Source organism: Pseudomonadota bacterium (assembly GCA_039196715.1).
Classification (GTDB): domain Bacteria; phylum Pseudomonadota; class Gammaproteobacteria; order CALCKW01; family CALCKW01; genus CALCKW01.
The window spans coordinates 1-20,403 of record JBCCUP010000060.1 but is presented as its reverse complement, the minus strand read 5'-3'; the positions used below and the strand labels follow the sequence as shown (position 1 = coordinate 20,403).

The window sequence follows — 20,403 nt, the reverse complement described above, 5'->3', positions numbered from 1 at the left end:
CAGCAGAGTGCGGCGGGAGAAGAGCATGCGACTGTTGGTGGGGCAGGTCGACGGACACCAGTCGGTGTACCGGGTCGACGGAGACCGGGCAATCAACCTCAGCTCGGCGGTGCCGGGGGTCGGTCCGGATCTCGCGGCCCTGGTCGGTGACCTGGCGCTGCAGGCGGTGTGTGCCGCGGCGAGCGGCGAGGGGGTTGCAGTCGGCGACATCGAGCCGGCGCTGCCGTTGTCGCGGCCCAGCACGGTGCTCTGCCTCGGCCTCAACTACGTCGAGCACATCAAGGAAGGCGGCTACGACATCCCGGACTACCCGGCGTTGTTCATGCGGCGGCCGCAGTCGCTGATGGCCGCCGGGCAGCCGATGGTGCGCCCCCGGTGTTGCGAACAACTCGACTACGAGGCGGAGCTGATGGTCATCATCGGCCGCGGGGGGCGCCACATTCCCGAGTCGTCGGCACTCGACCACGTGTTTGGGTACACCGTCTTCAACGACGGGTCCGTGCGCGCTTTCCAGCGCAAGACGCACCAGTGGACGCCGGGCAAGAACTTCGACGCCACCGGTGCGGTCGGGCCGCACGTGGTCACGGCCGACGCGTTGCCGCCGGGTGCGGCCGGGCTCAAGATCGAGAGCCGGGTTGGCGCCGAGGTGCTGCAGTCGTCAAACACAGCCAACATGATCTGGAGCGTGGCTCAGGCCATCGCCATCGTGTCCGAATTCTGCACGCTCGAATCGGGTGACATGCTGGCCATGGGGACGCCGCCCGGGGTGGGGCACGCGAAGAAGCCCAACCCGCGCTGGCTGCAGCCGGGCGAGCGCATCGACATCGAAATCGAATCGATCGGTCTCTGTTCGAGTCCCGTGGTCGACGAAGCCCCGGCGATCGAGGGCGCGGCGTGAGCGGGCCAGACGGTTCACCGGATCGCGAGGCCGCCCAGACGGCCGTGCGGGCCTTGCGTGCACGGATATCGCGACTCGACGACGACAGCATTGACCTGATCCTGCGCGACGCACGCTCACACTACGCGTGGACCGACCGCCCGGTCAGCCAGGACACCCTGCAGGCCCTCTTCGACATCGTCATCCGCGGGCCGACCAGCATGAACACCTGTCCGGCCCGCTTGGTGTTCGTTGTCAGCGACGCAGCGAAGGACAGGCTTGCCAAAGCGCTGAAAGACAAGAATGTACCGAAGATGCGCGATGCGCCTGTGACCGCTATCGTCGCGTGGGACCCGAATTACTGGCAGCAGCTCGATCGGCTGTTCCCGCACGAGGACCGCAAACCGCTGTTTGCCAACAACCCGGACTACGCCGAGGACACGGCGTACCGCAATTCGACATTGCAGGGTGCGTACCTGATGATTGCGGCGCGGGCACTCGGCCTCGATGTCGGCGCGATGTCCGGCTTCTCGAATGCGGTGGTCGACGCGGAGTTCTTCGGCGAATCGGGGTGGCGCTCAAACTTCCTGTGCAACCTCGGCTACGCCGACGAGAGCGCACTGTTTCCGCGCCTGCCGCGCTTCGACTTCGACGACGTTTGTACGGTACTGTAAATGGCCATCACACCGAAACCGAAAACCACGGTCACGTTGCGTGCCTCGGCCCACTGTCCGGACCATTCCCGCGCAGACGTGCGGGTGCGCGATCTGACGCTGACCATCGATGAGCCGGTCGAGCGCGGCGGCGGCAACGCCGGCCCGACGCCGACGGACACGGTGCTCGCGGCGTTGGCTGGCTGCACCAATGTCATCGGCCACAAATGTGCAGCCAAGCTTGGCATAGACATTGGCCACCTCGACATCGACGTCGCCTGCGATTTCGATCGGCGTGGTGTGACCCTGTCGGAGTCGGTGGCGGTGCCGTTCACGGCGGTGCGCCAGACGGTCACCGCCCACGGCCCGGCGAGCGAGGCCGAGCTCGCGGCGGTGGCGCGCGAGGTCGAGTTGTATTGTCCCGTGGCACGGCTGTTTGTCGCCGCGGGAACCGACGTGATCACAGAGTGGAAAAAAGCCTGATATCAGGGCACACCGAGGAGGGGAAACCATGATCAAACGCCTGACCCAAAGCTGCCTCGCAGCGTCACTGTTACTCGGCGCGAGCGCCTTGCCCGTGGCAGCAGCGGAAACCATCAACGCCGTGGTGATCGACGGCTACCCGGCGCGCGCGCTCTGGGTGAAGGAGTTCACCAACTTTTTCATCCCGGAGATCGACAAGCGTCTGGCGGCGTCCGGCAACTACAAAATGGCCTGGCAGGAGAGCTACGGTGGCACCATCGTCAAGCCCAAGGGCGTGCTCGAGGGCATCAAGCTCGGACTCGGTGACATCGGCATCGTGACCACCATCTTTCACAACTCGAAGTTGCCCAGCCAGGCGATATCCGCGGTGACCCCGTTCGTTGCCGCGGACGCTCGCGCCGTTGCCAAGGCGGTCGACGAGATCGCCAAGGAATACCCGGCGATGCAGGCCGAGTTTGACGCACAGAACCAGGTCTATCTCGCGACCGGTGTCGTGCTCGACACCTACCAGATCTTCTCGCGCAACCCGATCTCCTCGCTCGCGGATGTCGAGGGCGGAAAGGTGGCGGGTGCCGGCATGAACCTGCGGTATCTCGAGGGCATCGAGGGGGCGGCCGGCGTGCGCGGTGGCCTGACCGACTTCTACAACATGCTGCAGACCGGCCTGGTCGACCACGCCATGCTCTGGCCCGAAGCCGCCAAGACCTTCAAGATCGCCGAGGTTGCGCCCTACATGCTGCGCGCGGACATCGGTGCGGTGAACTCCAAGACCATCACGGTCAACAAGCGCTACTGGGACAAACTGCCCGACGAGGTCAAAGGCGTGCTGCAGGAGGTCGCGGTGGCCTACCGGGACCATGTCGCCAGTATCGCGATGGACCGGGCGCAGGCCAGCCGTGACGCCTACGTCGAGGCAGGCGGCACCATCGTCGAGATGGACCCGGCCGAGCGCAAGGGGTGGGCGGAGGCGATGCCGAATGTCGCACACGAGTGGGCGGCGTCGCTGAACGGCAAGGGCCAGCCGGGCACTGACATGCTGGTTGCCTACATGGACAAGCTCAAGGCAGCCGGTTTCGAGCCGGTGGTGGATTGGGCAAACGGTGCACCCTGATCGCCGAAGACGGTGGGCGCGGTCGCGCGCAGTAGCGGACCGCGTGGCCCCGTGATGCGCACGGTCAAACGCCTGGCCGACGGCGTCGCCATCGTGGCGAACGCCGTCGGGACGGCGGTCGTGCTGATGCTGATCGCCGTCGTCAACTACGACATCATCGCGCGCAGTGTCTTCGGCAAGCCCTTTCTCGGCGCCGTCGAAGTGGTGCAGTTCTCGATGGTGCTGATCGTCTTCCTGCAGTTGCCCGACGTGGTGCGGGTCGGGCGCCTGACCCGCTCGGACGGTTTCCTGAGCCTGCTCGGTCAACACCGGGCGCGCGCATCGGACGGCCTGCGGCGGCTGATCGACCTGCTCAGTGCGGTGTTCATGGGCCTCATCGTGTACGCGATGTGGCCCGAATTCGTTGACATGTACGAGACGCGTGACTTCTTCGGGGTGCCCGGCGTGTTCACCGCGCCGTGGTGGCCGGTGAAGCTCGTGATCGTCTGCAGTGCCGCGCTCTGCGTCCTCCACTTCATCCTGCACGGTCTGCTCGGCACACAGAGCAACACCGGCCCCGCCCGAGGCGCGACGCGATGACCCCGATCGAGATCGGCCTGTGTTCGGTGGTGGCGATCGTGCTGCTGATCTACCTCGGTGTGTACATCCCGATCGCACTCGGGCTCGTCAGCTTTGTCGCCATCTGGTTCATGCGCGACAGTGTCGAGCTCTCGTTTGCGCTGCTCAAGATTGCCACCGGCGACAGCGCAATGGAGTACACCTTCGCGACCATACCGCTGTTCACCTTCATGGGTCTCATTGTCTCCAAGGCGGGGCTCGGTGCCGACGTCTACAGCGTCATGAACCAGGCATTTCGGCGGCTGACTGGTGGCATCGGCATGGCGACAGTCGGCGCCAACGCCGTGTTTGCCGCGGTGACCGGCTCCTCGATCGCGTCGGCCTCGGTGTTCTCCAAGATGGCGGTACCCGAGATGCTGTCGTTTCGCTACAACCCGCGCTTCGCCGTGGGCGTGGTGGCGGGCAGCTCCGTGCTCGGCATGATCATTCCGCCGTCGGCGATGCTGATCATCTACGCCTTCGTCGCCGAGCAGTCGGTCGGCGAGATGTTCCTCGCCGGTGTCGTGCCTGGCATTCTGCTGGCCGTGGCCTACGTGGTCGCGATTGCACTGCTCGGGCGATTCACGCCGGGTTTCGTCGGCGGACAGATGGCGCAGGCCAGTGCCTTGATGCCCTGGCCCGAGATCGCGGCCAAGACGCTGCCAACCCTCGCGCTGATCGCGGTCGTGCTCGGTGGCATCTACACCGGTTGGACCACGCCGGTGGAGGCGGGGGCGGCGGGTTCCTTGCTCGGCATACTGATTGCGGTGGTGCGCCGCCGTGTCACGTTCCGGGTGTTCTGGGAAACCGTGCTCGAGACCGGGCATATCACGGCGGCCATCCTGTTTCTGATCACCGCGGCCTCGATTTACGCGCGGATGCTGGGCCTCGCCGGCTTGCCGAACGAACTCTCGATGTTGCTCGCGGAGCGCGAGTTCAGCTTCTTCGGCATCATGGTGCTCTACGTGGTGCTCATGCTGTTTCTCGGCACCATTCTCGACACCGCCTCGATCATCCTGATCGTGGTGCCGCTCTTTCTGCCGGTCATCGAACCCATGGGCCTGAGCCTGGTGTGGTTCGGTATCGTCAGTGTCGTCGCGGCTGAGATCGGGCTGCTCACCCCGCCGCTCGGTTTGAGTTGTTTTGTCATCAAGGCAACGCTCGACGACGACCGCATTGCACTCAAGGATGTGTTTCTCGGTGCCCTGCCGTTCGCGTTCGTGATGCTGCTGGTGCTGGTCCTGCTGATCCGCTACCCGGCGTTGAGCCTGGCCATCTTGAACTGAGGATCCTTTCACCGTGCGCGACGTGTAAGCCGACAACCTGACCGACGTGTTCATGGCCTACCTGGGCGACGATGTGACCCCGCGCACTCGCGAGATCATGGGGGCGTTGGTGCGTCACCTGCACGACTTCGCCCGCGAGACCCGGTTGACCCACGCCGAGTGGCGCGAGGGCATTGCCTTTCTCGAAGCCTGCGGCGACATCTCCGACGCCGAGCGCCACGAGTTCGTGTTGCTCTCCGACGTACTGGGCCTGTCTTCGCTGGTGGACATGTTGCACAGCACGACAGAGGGCACCTCGTCCTCGGTACTCGGGCCGTTTCACATCACCGGCGCACCGAACCTGCCACTCGGTGGGGATTTGCGCGGCGATCTCGACGAGCCGGTGCTGCTGGTCGAAGGCCGGGTGACTGCGCCGTCCGGTGCGCCGGTGACCGGGGCCACCCTCGACATCTGGCAGACCGCGCCGAACGGCTTGTATTCCAGCCAGGACCCGGCGCAAGACGTATATTCCTTTCACGGCTTGCAGTCCGTAGACGCGGCCGGGCGGTACCGATTCACCACTGTGAAACCTGTGCCTTACACCGTGCCGTCCGACGGACCGGTCGGCGACATCCTGCGCAGCTGTGATCGCCACCCCTGGCGGCCGTCGCACCTGCATTTCATCGTATCGGCACCGGGCTTTCGCACCCTCGTGACCGAGGTGTTTCCCGACGATGATCCCTACCTCGACCAGGACACGGTGTTCGGCGTACGGCGTGATTTGGTAATGCACTACGAGAAACGGCCTGCGGCCGCGTTTCCAACTGATGGCTTCACGTTGTCCGGTCAGGTTGGCGACGTGTTCGACTACGTTGAATTCGATATGGTGCTCGCGCCGGAGCCGGCGTGAGCAGGCAGCTCAGCGTGCGGCGCTGAGTTCACCGTGGTCGAGCAGGCCGCTCAGAAAGGCACCGGTCAGACGGTAGTGGCTCAGTAGCCGCTCGGAGGCAAGGTCCACGTCGCGAGCCACCACCGCGTCGAGAATCCCCTGGTGTTCGTCCGCGACGTCGCGGCGTCGGTAGTTGAGTGCGCTGCCGGCGAGGTAGCGGTAGCGGATGTTGAGGTCGTAGAGCTGCGAGCAGAACTTCAACAGGATCGGGGCGTCTGTGTTGGCGATCAGCGCCATGTGAAACGCCTTGTGGTGCTGCTCGAAGCGCTCGGCGTCGGCCCGTTGCATGCGGTGGTGCGCGAGCACGACGCTCTCTTCCCAGGCGTCGGTTGCACCCGCGAAACTCTCGCGCAACGCGAGGTCCTCGAGGGTGCAGCGCAGCGTCAGGATTTCCTCGAAGTGCGCCGCGCTGATGCGAGCAGTGCGAAAGCCGCGTTGGTCGATTCGCTCGACCAGGTTGTCGCTCGTGAGCAGGCTCAGCGCCTCTCGGATCGGGGATGCGCCGATGGCCAGCCGCTGACGCAGGCCGTCGATCTTGAGCTTTTCACCCGGCGGCAGGGCACAGGTCACGATCAGGTGTCGCAGTGTGTCGTACGCCTGTTGCGTCTGTGACCCGGTGGCACCGGGTTGGCTCGTTGATTCGGGCATAGGGTGAAATAATATCGATATTCATGCCGTTTTCAACGAATCGCTCAGGTTTTCGGGGCTGTGGTCGGTGGATCGGGCTGCCCTTTGCTAAGGTTGCGTGACACGGGAGCGGCGTCGGCGCGACGCGAATCGAAACGGGTGTGCGGTATGCGAACAGCGGTCTTGGCTTTGGAAACGTCTGGCGTCATCGGCAGGCACAGCCCTCTGAAGGGCGCCTCGCGGCTGCTGAGCGTCGCGGTGGTGTGTGTCGGGCTCTCTGGCTGCGCAACCCTGTCCAAGGAAGAGTGCCTCAGCGCGGATTGGGCGGCGATCGGCGAGCGTGACGGGGCTGCGGGCTACGAACCGCAAGCCCGGTTTGCCGGCCACACCAAGGCGTGCGCCAAGGTGTCGATCACACCCGATCGGCTCGCGTGGAACAGCGGGTTTGATCGCGGTCTGGCACGCTACTGCACACCGCAGAACGGACTCTATGTCGGACAGCAAGGCAACAGCTATCAGGGGGTGTGCCCGGTGGCGACCGCCTCGGCATTTCTCGAGTCCTACCAGGTGGGCTACAACGCGTACACGGCCCAAAGCGAGCTCGACAGCGCCAAGCGGGACATCGAGAGCAAGCAGGACGAACTCTCGGAGGTGCTCAAAGGCTTTGCAGGCCTGTCACAGGCAGACCAGGTCAAGGCGCAGTTCGAGATCTCGGAGCTCAACCGCGACATCCAGGACCTGCAAACCGACCTGGTGCAACTGAGCGCCGAGGTTGCGCGTGCGGACGCCGCCGTCGAAGCGCACCGCCAGCGGTTGCTCAGCGGCTCCTGACGACAGCCGCTACAGCACCGCTTCGATGAGCGTCGGGCCGGCCGTGGACACGGCCTCCGTGAGCGCACGGTCGAGCTTCGTCACCGAATCGACCCGCGTCGCCGGTACGCCCATGCCGCCAGCCAGCTGGACAAAATCCAGCGTCGGGTCGTCCAGGCGCATCATGCTGCGTGCGACATCCCCGATCTGATCGCCTTGCTGTGCACCGACGTTGCGCAACTCGTGTTGCAGGATACGGTAGGCCCGGTTGGCGTAGACGATGGTCACCACGTTCAGCTGCTCGCGCGCCTGCGTCCAGAGTGCCTGCAGCGTGTACATCGCGCTGCCGTCGGCCTGCAGGGCAATGACCTGGCGGTCGGGGCAGGCGACGGCAGCACCGGTGGCGAGGGGCGGGCCGGCCCCGATCGACCCCCCGACGATCTGCAGGTGATCGTGCGGTGCCGCACGCGGGGTGAACTGCAGCAGGTCGCGTCCGCCGGTGATCGCCTCGTCGACCAGCACGGTCTGTTCGGGCAGACGACAGGCGACGACCGCGTTGACCAGCGTCGGTGTCAAAGCCGCGTCCTGCGGCAGGCTGAGGGCGTCGCTCGGTGCCTGCGGCGGAGCCGGCCCCACGCCGAGCACGTCTGCCAGCGCCTGCAGGGTCGCGGGTCCGTCGGCGTCCACGCCGGCGAGTTCGACGACCTCACAGCCCGGCGGCAGCATCGAACTCGGGGTCTGCGGATAGGCAAAGAACCCCACCGGGGCGGCCGTGCAGACCAGCACGACCTGCTCGATGTCGGCGAGCAAGGCCAGCGCCTGGTCGACCGGGTAGGGCACCGGTTGGATGGGTGTGCGGCCTCGACCGCGGGCGGTGCGGGCGTTCGAGCTCGGTGACAGCAACCGGGCGTCGCAGTGAGCCGCGATCGCACCGGCGAGTGCGAGTGGCTTGGCGTGCAGGCAGGCGCCGCCAACGAGCAGGGCGGTGCGCTTGCCGTTTCGCAAGCGTCGTGCAGCCGCGTCGATGCGCTCGGCCTCGACGGTGAGCGCCGCTGCGGGTGCGACGCGGGCTGCTGCCGCCCCGGCTGGGTCCCAGGCCGCGTTGCCGGGCACAACAAGGCTTGCGATCTTGCCGTTGCAGGCCCGCGCCGCGGCCACGCAGTCCGCCGCGTCCGCGGCCAGGGAGGTGGCGTCTGGCGTGAGCTTGACCCAGTCCGAGAGCGGCGAGGCGAGGCCCACCACATCAGCCGTCAGCGGGGCGTTGTGCTCGACGTGCCAGGTCGCGTGGTCGCCGATCAGGTTCACCATGGCGGAGCCGGCCTTGCGCGCGTTGTGGATGTTCGCGAGCCCGTTGGTCAGCCCCGGTCCGCAGTGCAACAGCGTGGCTGCAGGCACGCCAGTCATGCGCGCGTAGCCGTCCGCAGCGCCGGTGACCACGCCCTCGAACAGGCCGAGTATGCAGCGCGGCCCGTCGAGCCGGTCGAGTGCCGCCACGAGGTGCATCTCGGAGGTGCCCGGGTTGGTGAAGCAGACGTCGATTCCGCTGGTCGAGAGGGTCTCGACCAGCGTCTCGGCGCCGTTGTGCAGTGCGCTCATGGTGACTCGCTCAAAGCACCTCGAACAGCCCGGCCGCGCCCATGCCGCCGCCGATACACATGGTACACACGACGTACTTGACGCCGCGCCGTTTGCCTTCGATCAGCGCGTGGCCGACCAGCCGTGCGCCGGACATACCGTAAGGGTGGCCGACCGAAATGGCCCCACCGTCGACGTTCAGACGGTCGTCTGGAATACCAAGGGTGTCACGGCAATACAGCACCTGCACCGCGAAGGCTTCATTCAGCTCCCAGAGGCCGATGTCGTCGACGGCGAGCTTGTGTTGTTCGAGCAGCTTCGGCACGGCGAAGACCGGGCCGATGCCCATCTCATCGGGCTCGCAGCCCGCCACGGTCATGCCGACGTAACGCCCGAGCGGCGAGAGCCCACGCCGCTCGGCTTCGCGCGCCTCCATCAGCAGGCTGGCCGAGGCACCGTCGGACAACTGGCTGGCGTTGCCCGCGGTGATGAACTGGCCGGCCTTCACCACCTGGCCGTCCTTGAACACCGGGTTCAGCCCGGCGAGGTTCTCGATCGAGGTCCCTGGCCGGTTGCCCTCGTCCTTCTCGAGCACGACCTCGCGCTCGCTGATCTCCTTGCTCTCCTTGTCCATGACCAGCATGGTGGCGGGCAGGGGGACGATCTCGGCATCAAACCGGCCGGCGGCCTGGGCGTCAGCTGTGCGTTGCTGGGACTGCACGGCGTAGGCGTCCTGCACCTCGCGCGACACGCCGTAGCGGTCGGCGACGGTCTCCGCGGTTTCAAGCATCGTCATGTAGACCGCCGGTGTGTGCTCGACCAACCAGGGGTCGGTGGCGCGGTGGCGGTTCATGTGCTCGTTCTGCACCAGACTGATCGATTCGACGCCGCCGCCCACGGCGATCTGCATGCCGTCGTGGACGATCTGTTTGGCGGCGGTGGCGATGGCCATCATGCCGCTCGCGCACTGGCGGTCGAGCGACATGCCGGCGACGGTCACGGGCAAACCGGCGCGCAAGGCCGCCTGACGGGCGATGTTGCCGCCGGTTGAACCCTGCTGCAGCGCGGCGCCGAGCACGACGTCGTCGACGTCGGCCGGGTCGACACCGGCGCGTTCGACGGCGTGTGCGATCGCGTGGCCCGCGAGCGTCTGCGCAGGGGTGTTGTTGAACGCGCCGCGGTAGGCCTTGCCGATCGGCGTCCGGGCGGTGGATACGATGACGGCGTCACGCATGGGGGTGTCCTCAGGAGAGCGAAGTAGCGGCCCGCGCGGCGAACCGACGGGTCTGGTCAAACGCGCTTTGCAGGTCGTGCGACACGGCGGTGTCGCAGATCTCGTCGAACCGGGCGGCGACGTTTTCGGGTGTGTTGTCTGCAGCCGGCAGCAGGATGCCGTCGGTTTCGGTGACCACGGTCTGAGCGTAGCAGCCGGCGCCCGCTGCGAGGATGACGCGCGATGGCGCGGCCTCGCTGACGAGGTAGAGCAGGCCGGGTGTGATGGTCTCCGGTTGCAGCAGGGGCAGCGCCTCGGCGGGCAGCAGGCTCTCGGTCATGCGCGTCGCCGCGGTCGGGGCCAGCGTGTTGACGCGGATGTCATCGCGTTGCCCCTCGAGGTGGAGCACGTTCATCAGGCCGAGCATCGCGGCCTTGGCCGCGCCGTAGTTGCTCTGTCCGAAGTTGCCGTAGAGGCCGGACGCCGACGACGTGAACACGACGCGGCCGTAGCCCTGTTCGCGAAACACCGGCCACAGGCGGTGGGTGCAGTTCACACTGCCGCCGACGTGCACCGCCATCACGGCGTCGAAGTCGTCGAGGTCCAGTTTGGCGAAGGTCTTGTCGCGCAAAATGCCGGCGTTGTTGACGAGGATGTCCACGCGTCCCCACGCCGACAGCGCCGCGTCCACCATCGCATCGACTTCGTCGCGGTCGGCGACGTTGGCGCCGCTCGCCATCGCTTCACCGCCGTTGGCCTCGATCTCGGCAACCACGGCCTCGGCGGCGGCCGACGACCGACCCTGGCCGTCACCGGCGGTGCCGAGGTCGTTGACCAGGACCTTGGCGCCGCGCGCGGCGAGCCCGAGTGCATGTGCACGGCCCAGTCCGGTGCCGGCGCCGGTCACGACCGCAACGCGGCCGTCAAAGCGGATGCTCATGGGGAATCCTTGACGTACTGTCGCGTGATCCACTCGGCGACGAGGGCCGGTTTGTCGTGGCCCTCGATCTCGACGGCCACATCGAAGGTGGTGGTCTGCTGTCCCGGTGTACTGAGGTCGCGCGCCGCAACGCGGAAGACCCCGCGGACACGCGCACCGCTCGGCACAGGCGACACGAAGCGCACGCGGTTGAAGCCGTAGTTGACAGCCATCGCGACGGACCCGTCCCGCGGCAGCACATCCATCGCCATCGCCGAGAGCAATGACAAACTCAGGAACCCGTGCGCAATCGTGCCGCCAAACGGCGTCTCGGCGGCGGCGCGCACCGGGTCGGTGTGGATGAATTGCGGGTCGTGCGTGACCTCGGCAAAGGTGTCGATCGTGTCCTGCGAGACCGTGAACCAGCGCGATGGGGGCAGGCTGTCAGGTTGATCGGGCATCAGTCCGCCTGTGCCCGCTCGAAGATCGACGGCCCGGTGGTCACGTTGATGCCGCCGCTGAGCGGTATCACCGCGCCGGTGACGTAGCTCCCGGCCAGGCCGCAGAGGTACTGCACCGTGCCCGCGATGTCTTCCTTGCGCCCGACGCGGCCGGCCGGCACGCCGTCGCCGACCCGCGCCCGTGTCGCTTCGTCGGCGGTGGCGAAGGCGGTCATGTTGCTGACAAAGGGCCCGGGGGCCAGCGCGTTGACCGTGATCGCGTCGCCGGCGAGCTCCTTGGCGAGGATGCGGGTCATCTGGTGTACGGCGGATTTCGAGAAGGCGTAACTGTACGCCCCGTCGCCCATCGGGATTTCACCCATGACCGAGCCGACGTTGATCACCCGAGCCGGGTCGTCGAGCGTGCCTGCCTCGCGCAGGCGCGGTAGCAGAGCCTGGGTCAGCATGAACATGCCCGTGACGTTGACCGAAAAAACCCGGTCGAAAGCGGTGTACGGGAACTCGCCGAGCGGCGCCCCCCAGGTGGTGCCGGCGTTGTTCATGAGAATGTGCAGCGGGGTGTCGCGCGCATCGAGTGTGGCAACCAGCTCGGCGATACCCACCTCGGAGCTCACGTCACCGCTCAAGCCCTCGGCGCGGCCCGGGGCGTCGAGGGCGTTGAGCGCGTCGGCCGCTGCGGCACAGGCGTCGCCCTTGCGGCTGGCGATCAGCACCGTGGCGCCGGCACAGACCAGACCCTCGGCGGCCATCAGACCGATGCCGGTTGCCCCGCCGGTGACCAGGGCCGTCTTGCCGTGCAAGCTGAACAGAGACTCGGGCGTCATGGGGTGTCCTTGGGTCGGAGCGACTGCGCGCAAAGCGTGAATGGTACCTGTTCTCCAGAAGTCGGTGGTGTCGCGCGCAGCGGGCGTTCGGCCGCGGAGCGCGGCGCAATCCGGCGTGGCGGCGGGCTGGTCCAGTGTGCTGGACCAATTCCCGGTCATAGCCCATTTGGATAGTCACGCGTGGAATTGTTTGTTACAACTGAACAAATTGGTATGACATGTTCAGTTTTCGGGGTCACGCATCCGCATGGATATCCTCAGAGGTTTTCGCCAGCTGCAAACGCTCGGCGAAACCGGCAACTACCGCAAAGCGGCAGCGCGGCTCGGCATGACCCACTCCGCGCTGAGTCAGTCGATTGCCCGACTGGAGCAGCACTACGGGGTGACCCTGTTCGTGCGCGGCAAACGCGGCACCGTGCCCACAGCCATCGGCCGACGGTTGCTGGAGTCGGCGTCGATTGCCCTCGCCGAGATGGAGCGCGCCGAGCGTGACGTCGCGCAGATGCGTGACAACGGCTCGGGTTCCCTGGTCATCGGTGCGGACCCGAACCTCAGCGAATCGCTGTTGGCGCCCGTGTTGATCGAGCTGATGCAACACAGCTCGGACGTTCGGATTCGCGTGCACAGTTGCAATTGGAACGGGTGCACCGAAGCCCTGCGCGAAAAGCGCATCGACCTGTACATCGGTCTGCCACCCGAGCACTTTGACGACAGCATCACCTGGGACGAGATGCCGCTCGCACCCCCGTTGCCGTTGTGCCGCAGGTCGCACCCGCTCGCGTCGCGCGAAACGGTGACCTCGCGCGACGTGGTGCAGTACCCGGTGCTCGCCGGCGATGTGCCGGACTGGTTGCTCGAGAAAATCCGCGGTGGCTGGCCGGATCAGTTCAAGAACATCGAGGAGTTCCGCTCGGTTTTCCTGACCACCCACGACATGGGCTTGTTGCGCCAGCTGCTGTTGTCCACCGACGCGGTGGCGGTGGTGTCGCCCTTGCTGTTCCGCCAGGTGGGGCGTGAAGACCAGATTGCGGTATTGCCGGTGGACGGGTACCCGCTCACCGGTGCCGTGCCGGGGGTAGTTGCCCGCCTGCGCGACCTGCCGTTGTTGCCGGTCGCCGACCAGCTCTGCACCCGCATGCGCGAGATCGCCACCCGCGCCGCGGAAAAACACGGCGGGTGAGCCCCAACCGCGCCGCCGTAGCGCCTGATGATCAGGCGCCGCGCACCCCGTAGCCCAGCACCGCCTCGAGCGCGTCGAGTGCGGTCTGCCACTGGGTCAGCGGCACCTTGATCGTGTGCATGCCGAGTCGACGGGCCGGCTTGAGGTTCACGCCGAGGTCATCCAGGAAAACGCAACGCGTCGGCTCGACGCCCAGGCGCTCGCACATCAGCGTGTAGATCGCGGGTTCGGGTTTGCGCAGGCCGACGGTTGCGCTTTCGAGCACCACCTCGAAGCGGTCGAACACCCGCGCAACGTCACCGCGCTGGTCTGCTTTGACCCAATCGCTGGCGGTACTCCCCGGCGTGTTGTTGGTGATGCAGCCTGTCTTCACGCCCCGGGACACCAGCTGAGCGTGCGCCTGCACCATCCCGTCTCGCAGTGGCAACGACAGCAGGTCCATCAGGTCGCGGCCCGCAACCGGGTGGCCTGCTGCGGTGGTCTCGGCGAGGAACGCGCGGTCGAAGGTGTCGAAATCGAGTTCGCCGCGCTCGAACTGCGAGAACGCGCCATCGTCCATGCGCGCCTTGATCACACCCGCGAGAAAACGCTCGGGCAAGCCGTGCCGGGACTCGAAGGCGGCGAATTGGGTGAGCGGTGATTCGGTGAACACGCCACCGAAATCGAAAATGACGGCGTCGACGGGGTGAGCAGCAGCGGTCATGGAGTCGGATCGGGTGGGGTGTAAGCGGGTGTGGTCGGCGCAGCGCGGCGCTGGCGACAGGCGTGGCGGACACGCCGTGGCTGGTGCATGATGACACACCTTCTCGCCACGCTGCCCGACTGCATGAGCGCGCGACCCGAACCGCTTTCCCGAGCCGACTTTCCCCGCTTTTACCCGATTCCGCTGCGCTGGGCGGACGTCGACGTGTACGGCCACGTGAACAACGCGGTTCACTACCAATTGTTCGACACGGCCGTGAACGGGCCGCTGGTGGACGCCGGGCTGCTCGACCCGGCACGGGGCGACGCTGTGTTCCTGGTGGTCGATTCCGGTTGCAGTTACTTTCGCGAAGTGCGGTTTCCGCAGACCCTCGACGCCGGCGTGCGGGTGGACCGACTCGGGCGGACGGCGGTGACCTACACCGTGGGCCTGTTCGAGTCCGGTGACGCGTTGGCGGCGGCGCAGGGGCACTTCGTGCACGTGCACGTGGATCGGTCCGCGCGCACGCCCGTGCCGATCACCGACGCCTTGCGCGCTCATTTGGCAACCCTGGTACCGGCGGACGAGGGCGATGACCGTGGATGAGAGCAGCTGGCCCACCCCCGCACACTTCGAGCAGGCCTACCCCCTGCAGGCACACCTCGGGTTCGAGATGCGGGTCTGGGATGCGGATCAGGTGGTCATTCAGCAGCCGATCGTGCCGCACATCGGCAACCGCTATGGCATCCCGCACGGCGGCGTCTACGGCGTGCTGTTGGACACCGCCATGGGCTACGCCGGGTGCTACACCGGCGACCCGAAACGCAAGCTGCTGGCAATGACCTTGTCGATGACCGTCAATTTTGTCGCCCAGCCCGCAGGCGAGCTGTTGCTGGCCAGCGCGCGCAAACGCGGCGGCGGCCGACGCACCTTCTTTGCCGACGGCGAGGTGCGCGACGACCTCGGGACGCTGGTGGCGACCGGCAGCGGCGCGTTCCGCTACCGGTCGGCCTGAGCGCCGAGGCGGCTCAGTCGCGCAGGCCCGCCATCACGCGGTAGAGGTGCTGATCGCGGTCGCCGAGTTGGTGGTCGAGCATGGTCAGCCGTTTCGCGTAGTGCGACACGCTGTACTCCCAGGTCATCGCAATGCCGCCGTGCATCTGAATCGCTTCTTCGGCGACGAGTTGCCCGGTGCGTCCGATGAGGTTCTTGGCCATCGACACAGTGCGTGAACCGTCCGCCTTGGCGAGCCGGTCGGCGGCGAGCTGGGTGATCGAGCGCGATTGCTCGATTTCAATCGAGAGGTCGACAAACCGGTGCTGCAGCGCCTGGAAGGCGCCGATCGGCACACCGAACTGCTTGCGGGTACCGAGGTACTCGAGCGTGGTGTCGCGCAACACATCCATGATGCCCACCGCCTCGGCACACAGCGCGAGCGCCCCGGCGTCCAGCGCCGCGTGCAACGCCGTTTCGGCGTCGGCGATGAGCAGGGTGGCCGGGGTATCACGCAGGTAGACCTCCGCCGCTCCGCCGCCGTCGATCAGCGCGTAGCCGTGCAGCTCGACCGCGGACGCGTCCACGGCGAAGAGCGCCGTCCGTCCGTCCAGTTGGGCTGCCACGAGCAGATCGGTGGCGGCCGGTGCGCCGTAGACGACACTCTTGCGGCCGTTCAGCGTGGCCTCGCCGTCGCCGTGTGAGGTTGCCCGGGCCTGCAACGGCTCGAGTTCGAACCAGGTGTCCGGTTCGTCGATGGCCACGGCGTAGCGCGCGTTGCCGGTCACGGCGGCCTCGGCCCGGTCGCTGCCGGCGCTCGAGAGCAGCTGGATGGCCAGCAACTGCGGCAAGACCGGTTCGCAGCACAGCGCGCGGCCGAGGCGCTCGAACACCGTCGTGATGTCGAAACCGTGACCACCGAGGCCGCCGGCCTCCTCGGTGGCCAGGGCGGCAAACGCGCCCATCTCGCTCAACGCCTGCCAGGTGGCGGCGTTGCTGTAGGGTGCGTTGAAGGCAGTGTCGTCGCGTTTGGCGACATCGCAGTGCTCGGCCAGCAAGCGGTCGAGCGCGTCGCTGATCATGCGACGCTCTTCGGTGGCTTCGAAGTTCACCGGCGGGCCCCCTGGGTCATCTTGGTCAGTATGTTGCGCTGAATCTCGTTGGAGCCGCCGAAGATCGACAGTTTCCGGTTGTTGAAATAGCGCGCGGCGTTGCGGGCCTGAGTGTCATCGACCAGCGCGTGGTTGCCCGCGAGCGCCTCCGCCGGGAACGGGGCGGCCGCGGGGCCGAGCGCACGGCGCGCCAGGTCGTTCAGGGTCTGGTGGATGACCGTGCCCTTGATCTTCAGCATCGAGGCCTCGGGGCCGGGGCTGCCTTGCGCCTGGCTCAACATGCGGAGGTTCGTGATCATCATCGCGGCGAGGTCGATCTCCACTTCGGCGATGCGCGCTGCGAACAGTGGGTCGTCGATCAGCGCACGGCCGTTTCGCCGGCTGCTTGCCGCTACCTCTTTGAGCTTGACCAGCGTCTGGCGCGATAGGCCGACACCGGCGATGCCGGTGCGCTCGTGGCCGAGCAGGAATTTCGCGATGGTCCAGCCCTTGTTCTCCTCGCCAACGAGGTTTGCCACCGGCACCCGCACGTCGGTGAAGAACACCTCGTTGACTTCGTGGCCACCCTCGATGAGTTTGATCGGGCGCATTTCGATGCCGGGTGTGTCTAGGTCGACCAGCACGAAGCTGATGCCTTCCTGCGGCTTGCCCTCGCTGCTCGTGCGCACCAGGCAGAAGATCTTGTTGGCGTGCTGCCCGAGCGTGGTCCAGGTTTTCTGGCCGTTGATCACGTAGTGGTCACCGTCACGGTCGGCGCGGGTGCGCAGGCTCGCGAGATCGGAGCCCGCACCAGGCTCGGAGTAGCCCTGGCACCACCAGTCGTCGCCGTTGAGGATGCGCGGCAGGTAATGGCCCTGCTGTTCCGGTGTGCCAAAGGCGATGAGCACCGGCCCGAGCATGTTGAGCCCGAACGGGATGGTGCGCGGTGCACCGGCACGCCAGGCGGCCTCGTCGTAGAGGTACTGCTGCACCGGGTCCCAGCCGGTGCCGCCAAACGCCGTCGGCCAGGTCAGCGCGAGCCAGCCTTTGTCATTGAGGATCGCTTGCCAGCGCTCGGTGTCGGCCTTGCCGATGGACTCGCCGCGGTGCACCTTCTCGGCGATGTCGCGCGGCAGGTGATCGGCCAGAAAGCGTTCCACCTCCGCTTGAAAGGCCCGCTCCTCGGGGCTGAATTCGAAATTCATGCTGTGTGTCTCCCAGTGCCCGTCGCAGCCGCGGCCGGGGTTGCCCATGCTGTGCGCGGTGTCAGGCGGTGTTGAGGTCAGCGAAACGGCCGCCCGAGGTCGCCATGCTGCGCAGCAACTCGGGCACCTGCCAGTAGTGTGGATCGTCTTCGGCCCAACGCTCGATGCGTGACACCAGCTCGGCTGCACCGAGGGTGTCGGCGTAGTGCAGGGGGCCACCGCGTTGGCGCGGAAAGCCGTAGCCGAACAGAAACACCGTGTCGACGTCGACGGGGCGGAGTGCGATACCGTCCTCGACCACGCGCACCGCTTCGGAAATCATGGCGGTCATGTAGCGGTCGACAATCTCGTCGTCGGCGAATGCGACCGGCGTGATGCCGGCTGCGGCGCGCTCGGCGTCGAGCATGGCGTCGACTTCCGGGTGCGCGGTTTTCGTGCCGCTGCGGTAGTCGTAGAACCCGCGCTGCGTCTTGCGGCCGAACCACCCCTGCTCGCAGATGCGGTCGGCCACACCGACGTCGCGTTCTGCGGCCGGTCGGCTCGCCGCCAGGCGTTTGCGCGTCGCCCAGCCGATGTCGAGCCCGGCCAGATCGGAGACGGCAAACGGCCCCATGGCGAAGCCGAACTGCTCGAGCGCAGTGTCGATCTGGCTGTAGTGGGCACCGTCGAGCATCAGGTAATCGGCCACTTTGCGAAAATGACCGAGGATCCGGTTGCCGATGAACCCGTCGCACACACCGGCGCGCACGGCGACCTTGCGCAAGCGCTTGCCGAGTGCAAAGCCGGTTGCGACCACGTCGGGTGCGGTCTTCTCGCCGACGACGACTTCCAGCAGCCGCATGATGTGCGCCGGCGAGAAGAAGTGCAGACCGAGCACCTGTGACGGGCGACCGGTCTGCGCTGCGATGACATTGATGTCGAGGTAGGACGTGTTGCTCGCGAGCAGGGCGTCAGGCTTGCAAAGCATGTCGAGTTTGGCGAAGAGGTCTTTCTTGACGTCCATGTCCTCGAAGACCGCTTCGATGACAAGGTCGACGTCGGCGAGGTCGTCGAGTGCGGTGCTCAGCGTCAACGCGTGTTCGACGATCGCCTCACGTTTGGATTCGCTGAGCTTGCCGCGTTTCACGGCGCCGTCGAGGTTGGACAGGATGGCGCCGCGAGCGCGGTCTAGCCCGGCCTCGTCCATCTCGACCAGCGTGACCGGCAAGCCGGCAAACAGCGCCGCGGTGGCGATACCCGATCCCATGGTGCCGCCACCGACGACGCCGAGCGTGGCGATGTCCCGCGGGGTCTCGGTTGCCTCGGGGATCTTCTGCACCGCGCGCTCGGCGAAAAAGGCGTGCACCAGGCCGCGGTGCTGGTCGGTCGCCATGCACTCGGCGAACAGCTCGCGTTCACGGCGCAACCCGTCTTCCAGCGGCAGGGTGGCGGCGGCCACGGCATCAACACACTTTTGTGGCGCGACCAGCAGCGGGGCACGTTTGGCGACTGCGGCGCGGGCGGCGTCGATGGCCGCGGCGTTGTCCTCGACGGCAATGTCGCGGATGCGGCGGGTGGCGAGTGCGCCTGATCGCACGGCCTCTGCGCTGGCGAGCGCGACGGTTCGGGGGTCGCCGTCTTGAACGTCATCGAGCAGACCGAGCGCCACGGCCTCATCCGTGCCGAGTCGACGCCCGGAGGCAATGTACTCTGCGGCCTTCTCCAGGCCGGACAACCGCGGGGCGCGCTGGGTGCCGCCAGCCCCGGGAATGATGCCGAGCGACACCTCCGGGAAACCGAGTTGAACACCCGGTAGACCGACACGGGCATGGCAGCCGAGCGCAATCTCCAGACCGCCACCCAGCGTGGTGCCATGCACCACGGCAACCACCGGTTTTTCGGACGCCTCAAGGTGCGAACACACCGCGCCCAGCATCGGCTCGATCGGGGGCTTGCCAAACTCGCGGATATCGGCGCCCGCAGTGAACGTGCGGCCGGCGCCGATGACAGCGATGACTTCAACGGTCGGATCGGCGTTGGCCCCGTCGACACAGGCGACGAGGCCCTGCCGCACAGCGGCGCTGGCCGCATTGACTGGGGGGTTGTCAACGGTGATCAACGCGGTGGACGCGACGACCTCCAGGGTGACCGGATCGCTCATGCGGGCCTCTCTGCGTGTGGGATGGCGGCGGTAACGGGCCAGTCTACCTGACTGCGGTGCGTGCGTTGCCACGCCTGCCGAATTCTGCGCATCGGTTGGCCGGTGGGTCCGAGGCGGTTGCACGCGGTGCCGAAAACCGCACGGTGGTCACGCGTGTTGCCGCGTGACGGGTGACACGCCGTGCGGGTGCTGCACCGGGTGTGCGTCCGGACCTGTCGTTTGGGCGTCGGTTTGTCGTTGGCGCGTGCGCAAGCCGATTGCCCGGTTGTGCGGGGATCACCGCCGCGAATCAGGAGACGGGTATTCCGGTGAATATCGATTTACATCGACATGCGCCTGTCAATTAACTGTCGCAATGCTTGCTTAATTTCAGTGCGCATGGATAATCGAACGCGCTTGATTAACCAATAAGGAGTGTTGAAAATCATGCAATCTACAGCGTTAAATCTGACCGCAACGGCTGCCGCGTCCGAGGCAGTGGAATCTTGCACATTTCTCGGTGACGGCGTCGAGCTTTTCGGCTGCTACGCCGCAGACGACGCCAACGCATTTGCCGGCACCGGCTCCGAACTGTACGGCTGCTACGCCGCCCGTTCGTCGGCCACAGCGGTGTCGGGCGACGGCGCCGAGTTGTTCGGCTGCTACCAGGCGTAGTGCGTCGGGTGCTGATGGATCAGCTCCCGATTCAGCTTGTCACATGCACCTCCGCACGCATCGACGCGTCGGGGTGAAGTGTTGTGTAGCCGGG

Annotated in this window: 22 protein-coding genes; 12 read left to right on the top strand and 10 right to left on the bottom strand. The window is 66.6% G+C overall.

Features of this window, described 5'->3' with window-relative positions:
• The first annotated feature begins 25 nt into the window (after positions 1-25).
• Genes AAGA11_17195 through AAGA11_17165 form a run of 7 tightly spaced genes read left to right on the top strand, consistent with a single transcriptional unit; the run spans position 26 to position 5,896 of the window.
• Positions 26-898, top strand: a complete 873-nt coding sequence (locus tag AAGA11_17195; GenBank protein MEM9604604.1) for a fumarylacetoacetate hydrolase family protein — start codon at positions 26-28, stop codon at positions 896-898.
• Complete coding sequence (locus AAGA11_17190; GenBank protein ID MEM9604603.1) at positions 895-1,551, top strand: malonic semialdehyde reductase; 657 nt, start codon at positions 895-897, stop codon at positions 1,549-1,551. Before AAGA11_17195 ends, AAGA11_17190 begins: the two co-directional genes overlap by 4 nt.
• Entirely contained in the window at positions 1,552-2,013 is a 462-nt protein-coding gene (locus AAGA11_17185; protein MEM9604602.1) for an OsmC family protein, read from the top strand.
• Positions 2,014-2,041: 28 nt separating this feature from the next.
• Positions 2,042-3,124, top strand: a complete 1,083-nt coding sequence (locus tag AAGA11_17180; GenBank protein MEM9604601.1) for a C4-dicarboxylate TRAP transporter substrate-binding protein — start codon at positions 2,042-2,044, stop codon at positions 3,122-3,124.
• A 54-nt stretch (positions 3,125-3,178) separates the two neighbouring features.
• Positions 3,179-3,703, top strand: a complete 525-nt coding sequence (locus AAGA11_17175) for a TRAP transporter small permease (GenBank protein ID MEM9604600.1) — start codon at positions 3,179-3,181, stop codon at positions 3,701-3,703.
• The gene (locus AAGA11_17170; protein ID MEM9604599.1) at positions 3,700-5,007 is read left to right on the top strand and encodes a TRAP transporter large permease; all 1,308 of its coding nucleotides are present in this window, start codon (positions 3,700-3,702) and stop codon (positions 5,005-5,007) included. Before AAGA11_17175 ends, AAGA11_17170 begins: the two co-directional genes overlap by 4 nt.
• Before the next feature lie 52 nt (positions 5,008-5,059).
• Positions 5,060-5,896, top strand: coding sequence for a dioxygenase (locus AAGA11_17165; protein ID MEM9604598.1), 837 nt, complete (start codon positions 5,060-5,062; stop codon positions 5,894-5,896).
• 9 nt (positions 5,897-5,905) lie between these two features.
• Here the strand turns inward: AAGA11_17165 and AAGA11_17160 are convergent, their stop codons facing one another.
• On the bottom strand, positions 5,906-6,583 hold the full coding sequence (locus tag AAGA11_17160) for a GntR family transcriptional regulator (GenBank protein MEM9604597.1): 678 nt from the start codon (positions 6,581-6,583) through the stop codon (positions 5,906-5,908).
• A gap of 147 nt (positions 6,584-6,730) precedes the next feature.
• On the opposite strand from AAGA11_17160, the gene AAGA11_17155 reads away from it, so the two are divergent.
• On the top strand, positions 6,731-7,393 hold the full coding sequence (locus AAGA11_17155) for a DUF2799 domain-containing protein (protein ID MEM9604596.1): 663 nt from the start codon (positions 6,731-6,733) through the stop codon (positions 7,391-7,393).
• Between the two features lie 9 nt (positions 7,394-7,402).
• Here AAGA11_17155 and AAGA11_17150 read toward each other — a convergent pair whose 3' ends face one another.
• The 5 genes from AAGA11_17150 to AAGA11_17130 are packed head-to-tail and all read right to left on the bottom strand — an operon-like array spanning position 7,403 to position 12,364.
• A complete protein-coding gene (locus AAGA11_17150) occupies positions 7,403-8,968 on the bottom strand; it encodes an acetolactate synthase large subunit (protein MEM9604595.1) in 1,566 nt (521 codons plus the stop codon).
• Positions 8,969-8,978: 10 nt separating this feature from the next.
• Complete coding sequence (locus AAGA11_17145; GenBank protein ID MEM9604594.1) at positions 8,979-10,181, bottom strand: acetyl-CoA C-acyltransferase; 1,203 nt, start codon at positions 10,179-10,181, stop codon at positions 8,979-8,981.
• A 10-nt stretch (positions 10,182-10,191) separates the two neighbouring features.
• Positions 10,192-11,100 carry an SDR family NAD(P)-dependent oxidoreductase gene (locus tag AAGA11_17140; GenBank protein ID MEM9604593.1) on the bottom strand — a complete coding sequence of 303 codons (909 nt, stop codon included), beginning with the start codon at positions 11,098-11,100 and terminating at the stop codon, positions 10,192-10,194.
• A complete protein-coding gene (locus AAGA11_17135; GenBank protein MEM9604592.1) occupies positions 11,097-11,540 on the bottom strand; it encodes a MaoC family dehydratase in 444 nt (147 codons plus the stop codon). Before AAGA11_17135 ends, AAGA11_17140 begins: the two co-directional genes overlap by 4 nt.
• A complete protein-coding gene (locus AAGA11_17130; GenBank protein MEM9604591.1) occupies positions 11,540-12,364 on the bottom strand; it encodes an SDR family NAD(P)-dependent oxidoreductase in 825 nt (274 codons plus the stop codon). Before AAGA11_17130 ends, AAGA11_17135 begins: the two co-directional genes overlap by 1 nt.
• 247 nt (positions 12,365-12,611) lie before the next feature.
• Here AAGA11_17130 and AAGA11_17125 point away from each other — a divergent pair, with 247 nt between their 5' ends.
• Positions 12,612-13,544: a LysR family transcriptional regulator gene (locus AAGA11_17125; GenBank protein MEM9604590.1), complete on the top strand. Its 933-nt coding sequence runs from the start codon at positions 12,612-12,614 to the stop codon at positions 13,542-13,544.
• A gap of 31 nt (positions 13,545-13,575) precedes the next feature.
• Here AAGA11_17125 and AAGA11_17120 read toward each other — a convergent pair whose 3' ends face one another.
• On the bottom strand, positions 13,576-14,247 hold the full coding sequence (locus AAGA11_17120) for an HAD-IA family hydrolase (GenBank protein ID MEM9604589.1): 672 nt from the start codon (positions 14,245-14,247) through the stop codon (positions 13,576-13,578).
• Positions 14,248-14,337: 90 nt separating this feature from the next.
• On the opposite strand from AAGA11_17120, the gene AAGA11_17115 reads away from it, so the two are divergent.
• Positions 14,338-14,832, top strand: a complete 495-nt coding sequence (locus AAGA11_17115) for a thioesterase family protein (protein MEM9604588.1) — start codon at positions 14,338-14,340, stop codon at positions 14,830-14,832.
• Positions 14,825-15,241 carry a PaaI family thioesterase gene (locus AAGA11_17110; GenBank protein MEM9604587.1) on the top strand — a complete coding sequence of 139 codons (417 nt, stop codon included), beginning with the start codon at positions 14,825-14,827 and terminating at the stop codon, positions 15,239-15,241. The genes AAGA11_17115 and AAGA11_17110 overlap by 8 nt, the downstream gene beginning before the upstream one ends.
• A gap of 13 nt (positions 15,242-15,254) precedes the next feature.
• Here the strand turns inward: AAGA11_17110 and AAGA11_17105 are convergent, their stop codons facing one another.
• From AAGA11_17105 to AAGA11_17095, 3 genes are all read right to left on the bottom strand, one after another.
• Positions 15,255-16,331: an acyl-CoA dehydrogenase family protein gene (locus AAGA11_17105; GenBank protein ID MEM9604586.1), complete on the bottom strand. Its 1,077-nt coding sequence runs from the start codon at positions 16,329-16,331 to the stop codon at positions 15,255-15,257.
• On the bottom strand, positions 16,328-17,515 hold the full coding sequence (locus AAGA11_17100) for an acyl-CoA dehydrogenase family protein (GenBank protein ID MEM9604585.1): 1,188 nt from the start codon (positions 17,513-17,515) through the stop codon (positions 16,328-16,330). Before AAGA11_17100 ends, AAGA11_17105 begins: the two co-directional genes overlap by 4 nt.
• 61 nt (positions 17,516-17,576) lie before the next feature.
• The gene (locus AAGA11_17095; GenBank protein ID MEM9604584.1) at positions 17,577-19,655 is read right to left on the bottom strand and encodes a 3-hydroxyacyl-CoA dehydrogenase NAD-binding domain-containing protein; all 2,079 of its coding nucleotides are present in this window, start codon (positions 19,653-19,655) and stop codon (positions 17,577-17,579) included.
• 426 nt (positions 19,656-20,081) lie between these two features.
• Here AAGA11_17095 and AAGA11_17090 point away from each other — a divergent pair, with 426 nt between their 5' ends.
• Positions 20,082-20,309 (top strand): hypothetical protein, encoded by a 228-nt coding sequence (locus tag AAGA11_17090; GenBank protein ID MEM9604583.1) that lies wholly within the window; start codon positions 20,082-20,084, stop codon positions 20,307-20,309.
• The last annotated feature ends 94 nt before the right edge of the window (positions 20,310-20,403 follow it).

Bases quoted from the DNA above. Each gene is read 5' to 3' on its own strand.
- AAGA11_17195 (MEM9604604.1), top strand. From the start codon at position 26: ATGCGACTGTTGGTGGGGCAGGTCGACGGACACCAGTCGGTGTACCGG.
- AAGA11_17185 (MEM9604602.1), top strand. From the start codon at position 1,552: ATGGCCATCACACCGAAACCGAAAACCACGGTCACGTTGCGTGCCTCG.
- AAGA11_17180 (MEM9604601.1), top strand. From the start codon at position 2,042: ATGATCAAACGCCTGACCCAAAGCTGCCTCGCAGCGTCACTGTTACTC.
- AAGA11_17175 (MEM9604600.1), top strand. From the start codon at position 3,179: ATGCGCACGGTCAAACGCCTGGCCGACGGCGTCGCCATCGTGGCGAAC.
- AAGA11_17170 (MEM9604599.1), top strand. From the start codon at position 3,700: ATGACCCCGATCGAGATCGGCCTGTGTTCGGTGGTGGCGATCGTGCTG.
- AAGA11_17165 (MEM9604598.1), top strand. From the start codon at position 5,060: ATGGCCTACCTGGGCGACGATGTGACCCCGCGCACTCGCGAGATCATG.
- AAGA11_17160 (MEM9604597.1), bottom strand. From the start codon at position 6,583: ATGCCCGAATCAACGAGCCAACCCGGTGCCACCGGGTCACAGACGCAA.
- AAGA11_17155 (MEM9604596.1), top strand. From the start codon at position 6,731: ATGCGAACAGCGGTCTTGGCTTTGGAAACGTCTGGCGTCATCGGCAGG.
- AAGA11_17150 (MEM9604595.1), bottom strand. From the start codon at position 8,968: ATGAGCGCACTGCACAACGGCGCCGAGACGCTGGTCGAGACCCTCTCG.
- AAGA11_17145 (MEM9604594.1), bottom strand. From the start codon at position 10,181: ATGCGTGACGCCGTCATCGTATCCACCGCCCGGACGCCGATCGGCAAG.
- AAGA11_17140 (MEM9604593.1), bottom strand. From the start codon at position 11,100: ATGAGCATCCGCTTTGACGGCCGCGTTGCGGTCGTGACCGGCGCCGGC.
- AAGA11_17135 (MEM9604592.1), bottom strand. From the start codon at position 11,540: ATGCCCGATCAACCTGACAGCCTGCCCCCATCGCGCTGGTTCACGGTC.
- AAGA11_17130 (MEM9604591.1), bottom strand. From the start codon at position 12,364: ATGACGCCCGAGTCTCTGTTCAGCTTGCACGGCAAGACGGCCCTGGTC.
- AAGA11_17125 (MEM9604590.1), top strand. From the start codon at position 12,612: ATGGATATCCTCAGAGGTTTTCGCCAGCTGCAAACGCTCGGCGAAACC.
- AAGA11_17120 (MEM9604589.1), bottom strand. From the start codon at position 14,247: ATGACCGCTGCTGCTCACCCCGTCGACGCCGTCATTTTCGATTTCGGT.
- AAGA11_17115 (MEM9604588.1), top strand. From the start codon at position 14,338: ATGACACACCTTCTCGCCACGCTGCCCGACTGCATGAGCGCGCGACCC.
- AAGA11_17100 (MEM9604585.1), bottom strand. From the start codon at position 17,515: ATGAATTTCGAATTCAGCCCCGAGGAGCGGGCCTTTCAAGCGGAGGTG.
- AAGA11_17095 (MEM9604584.1), bottom strand. From the start codon at position 19,655: ATGAGCGATCCGGTCACCCTGGAGGTCGTCGCGTCCACCGCGTTGATC.
- AAGA11_17090 (MEM9604583.1), top strand. From the start codon at position 20,082: ATGCAATCTACAGCGTTAAATCTGACCGCAACGGCTGCCGCGTCCGAG.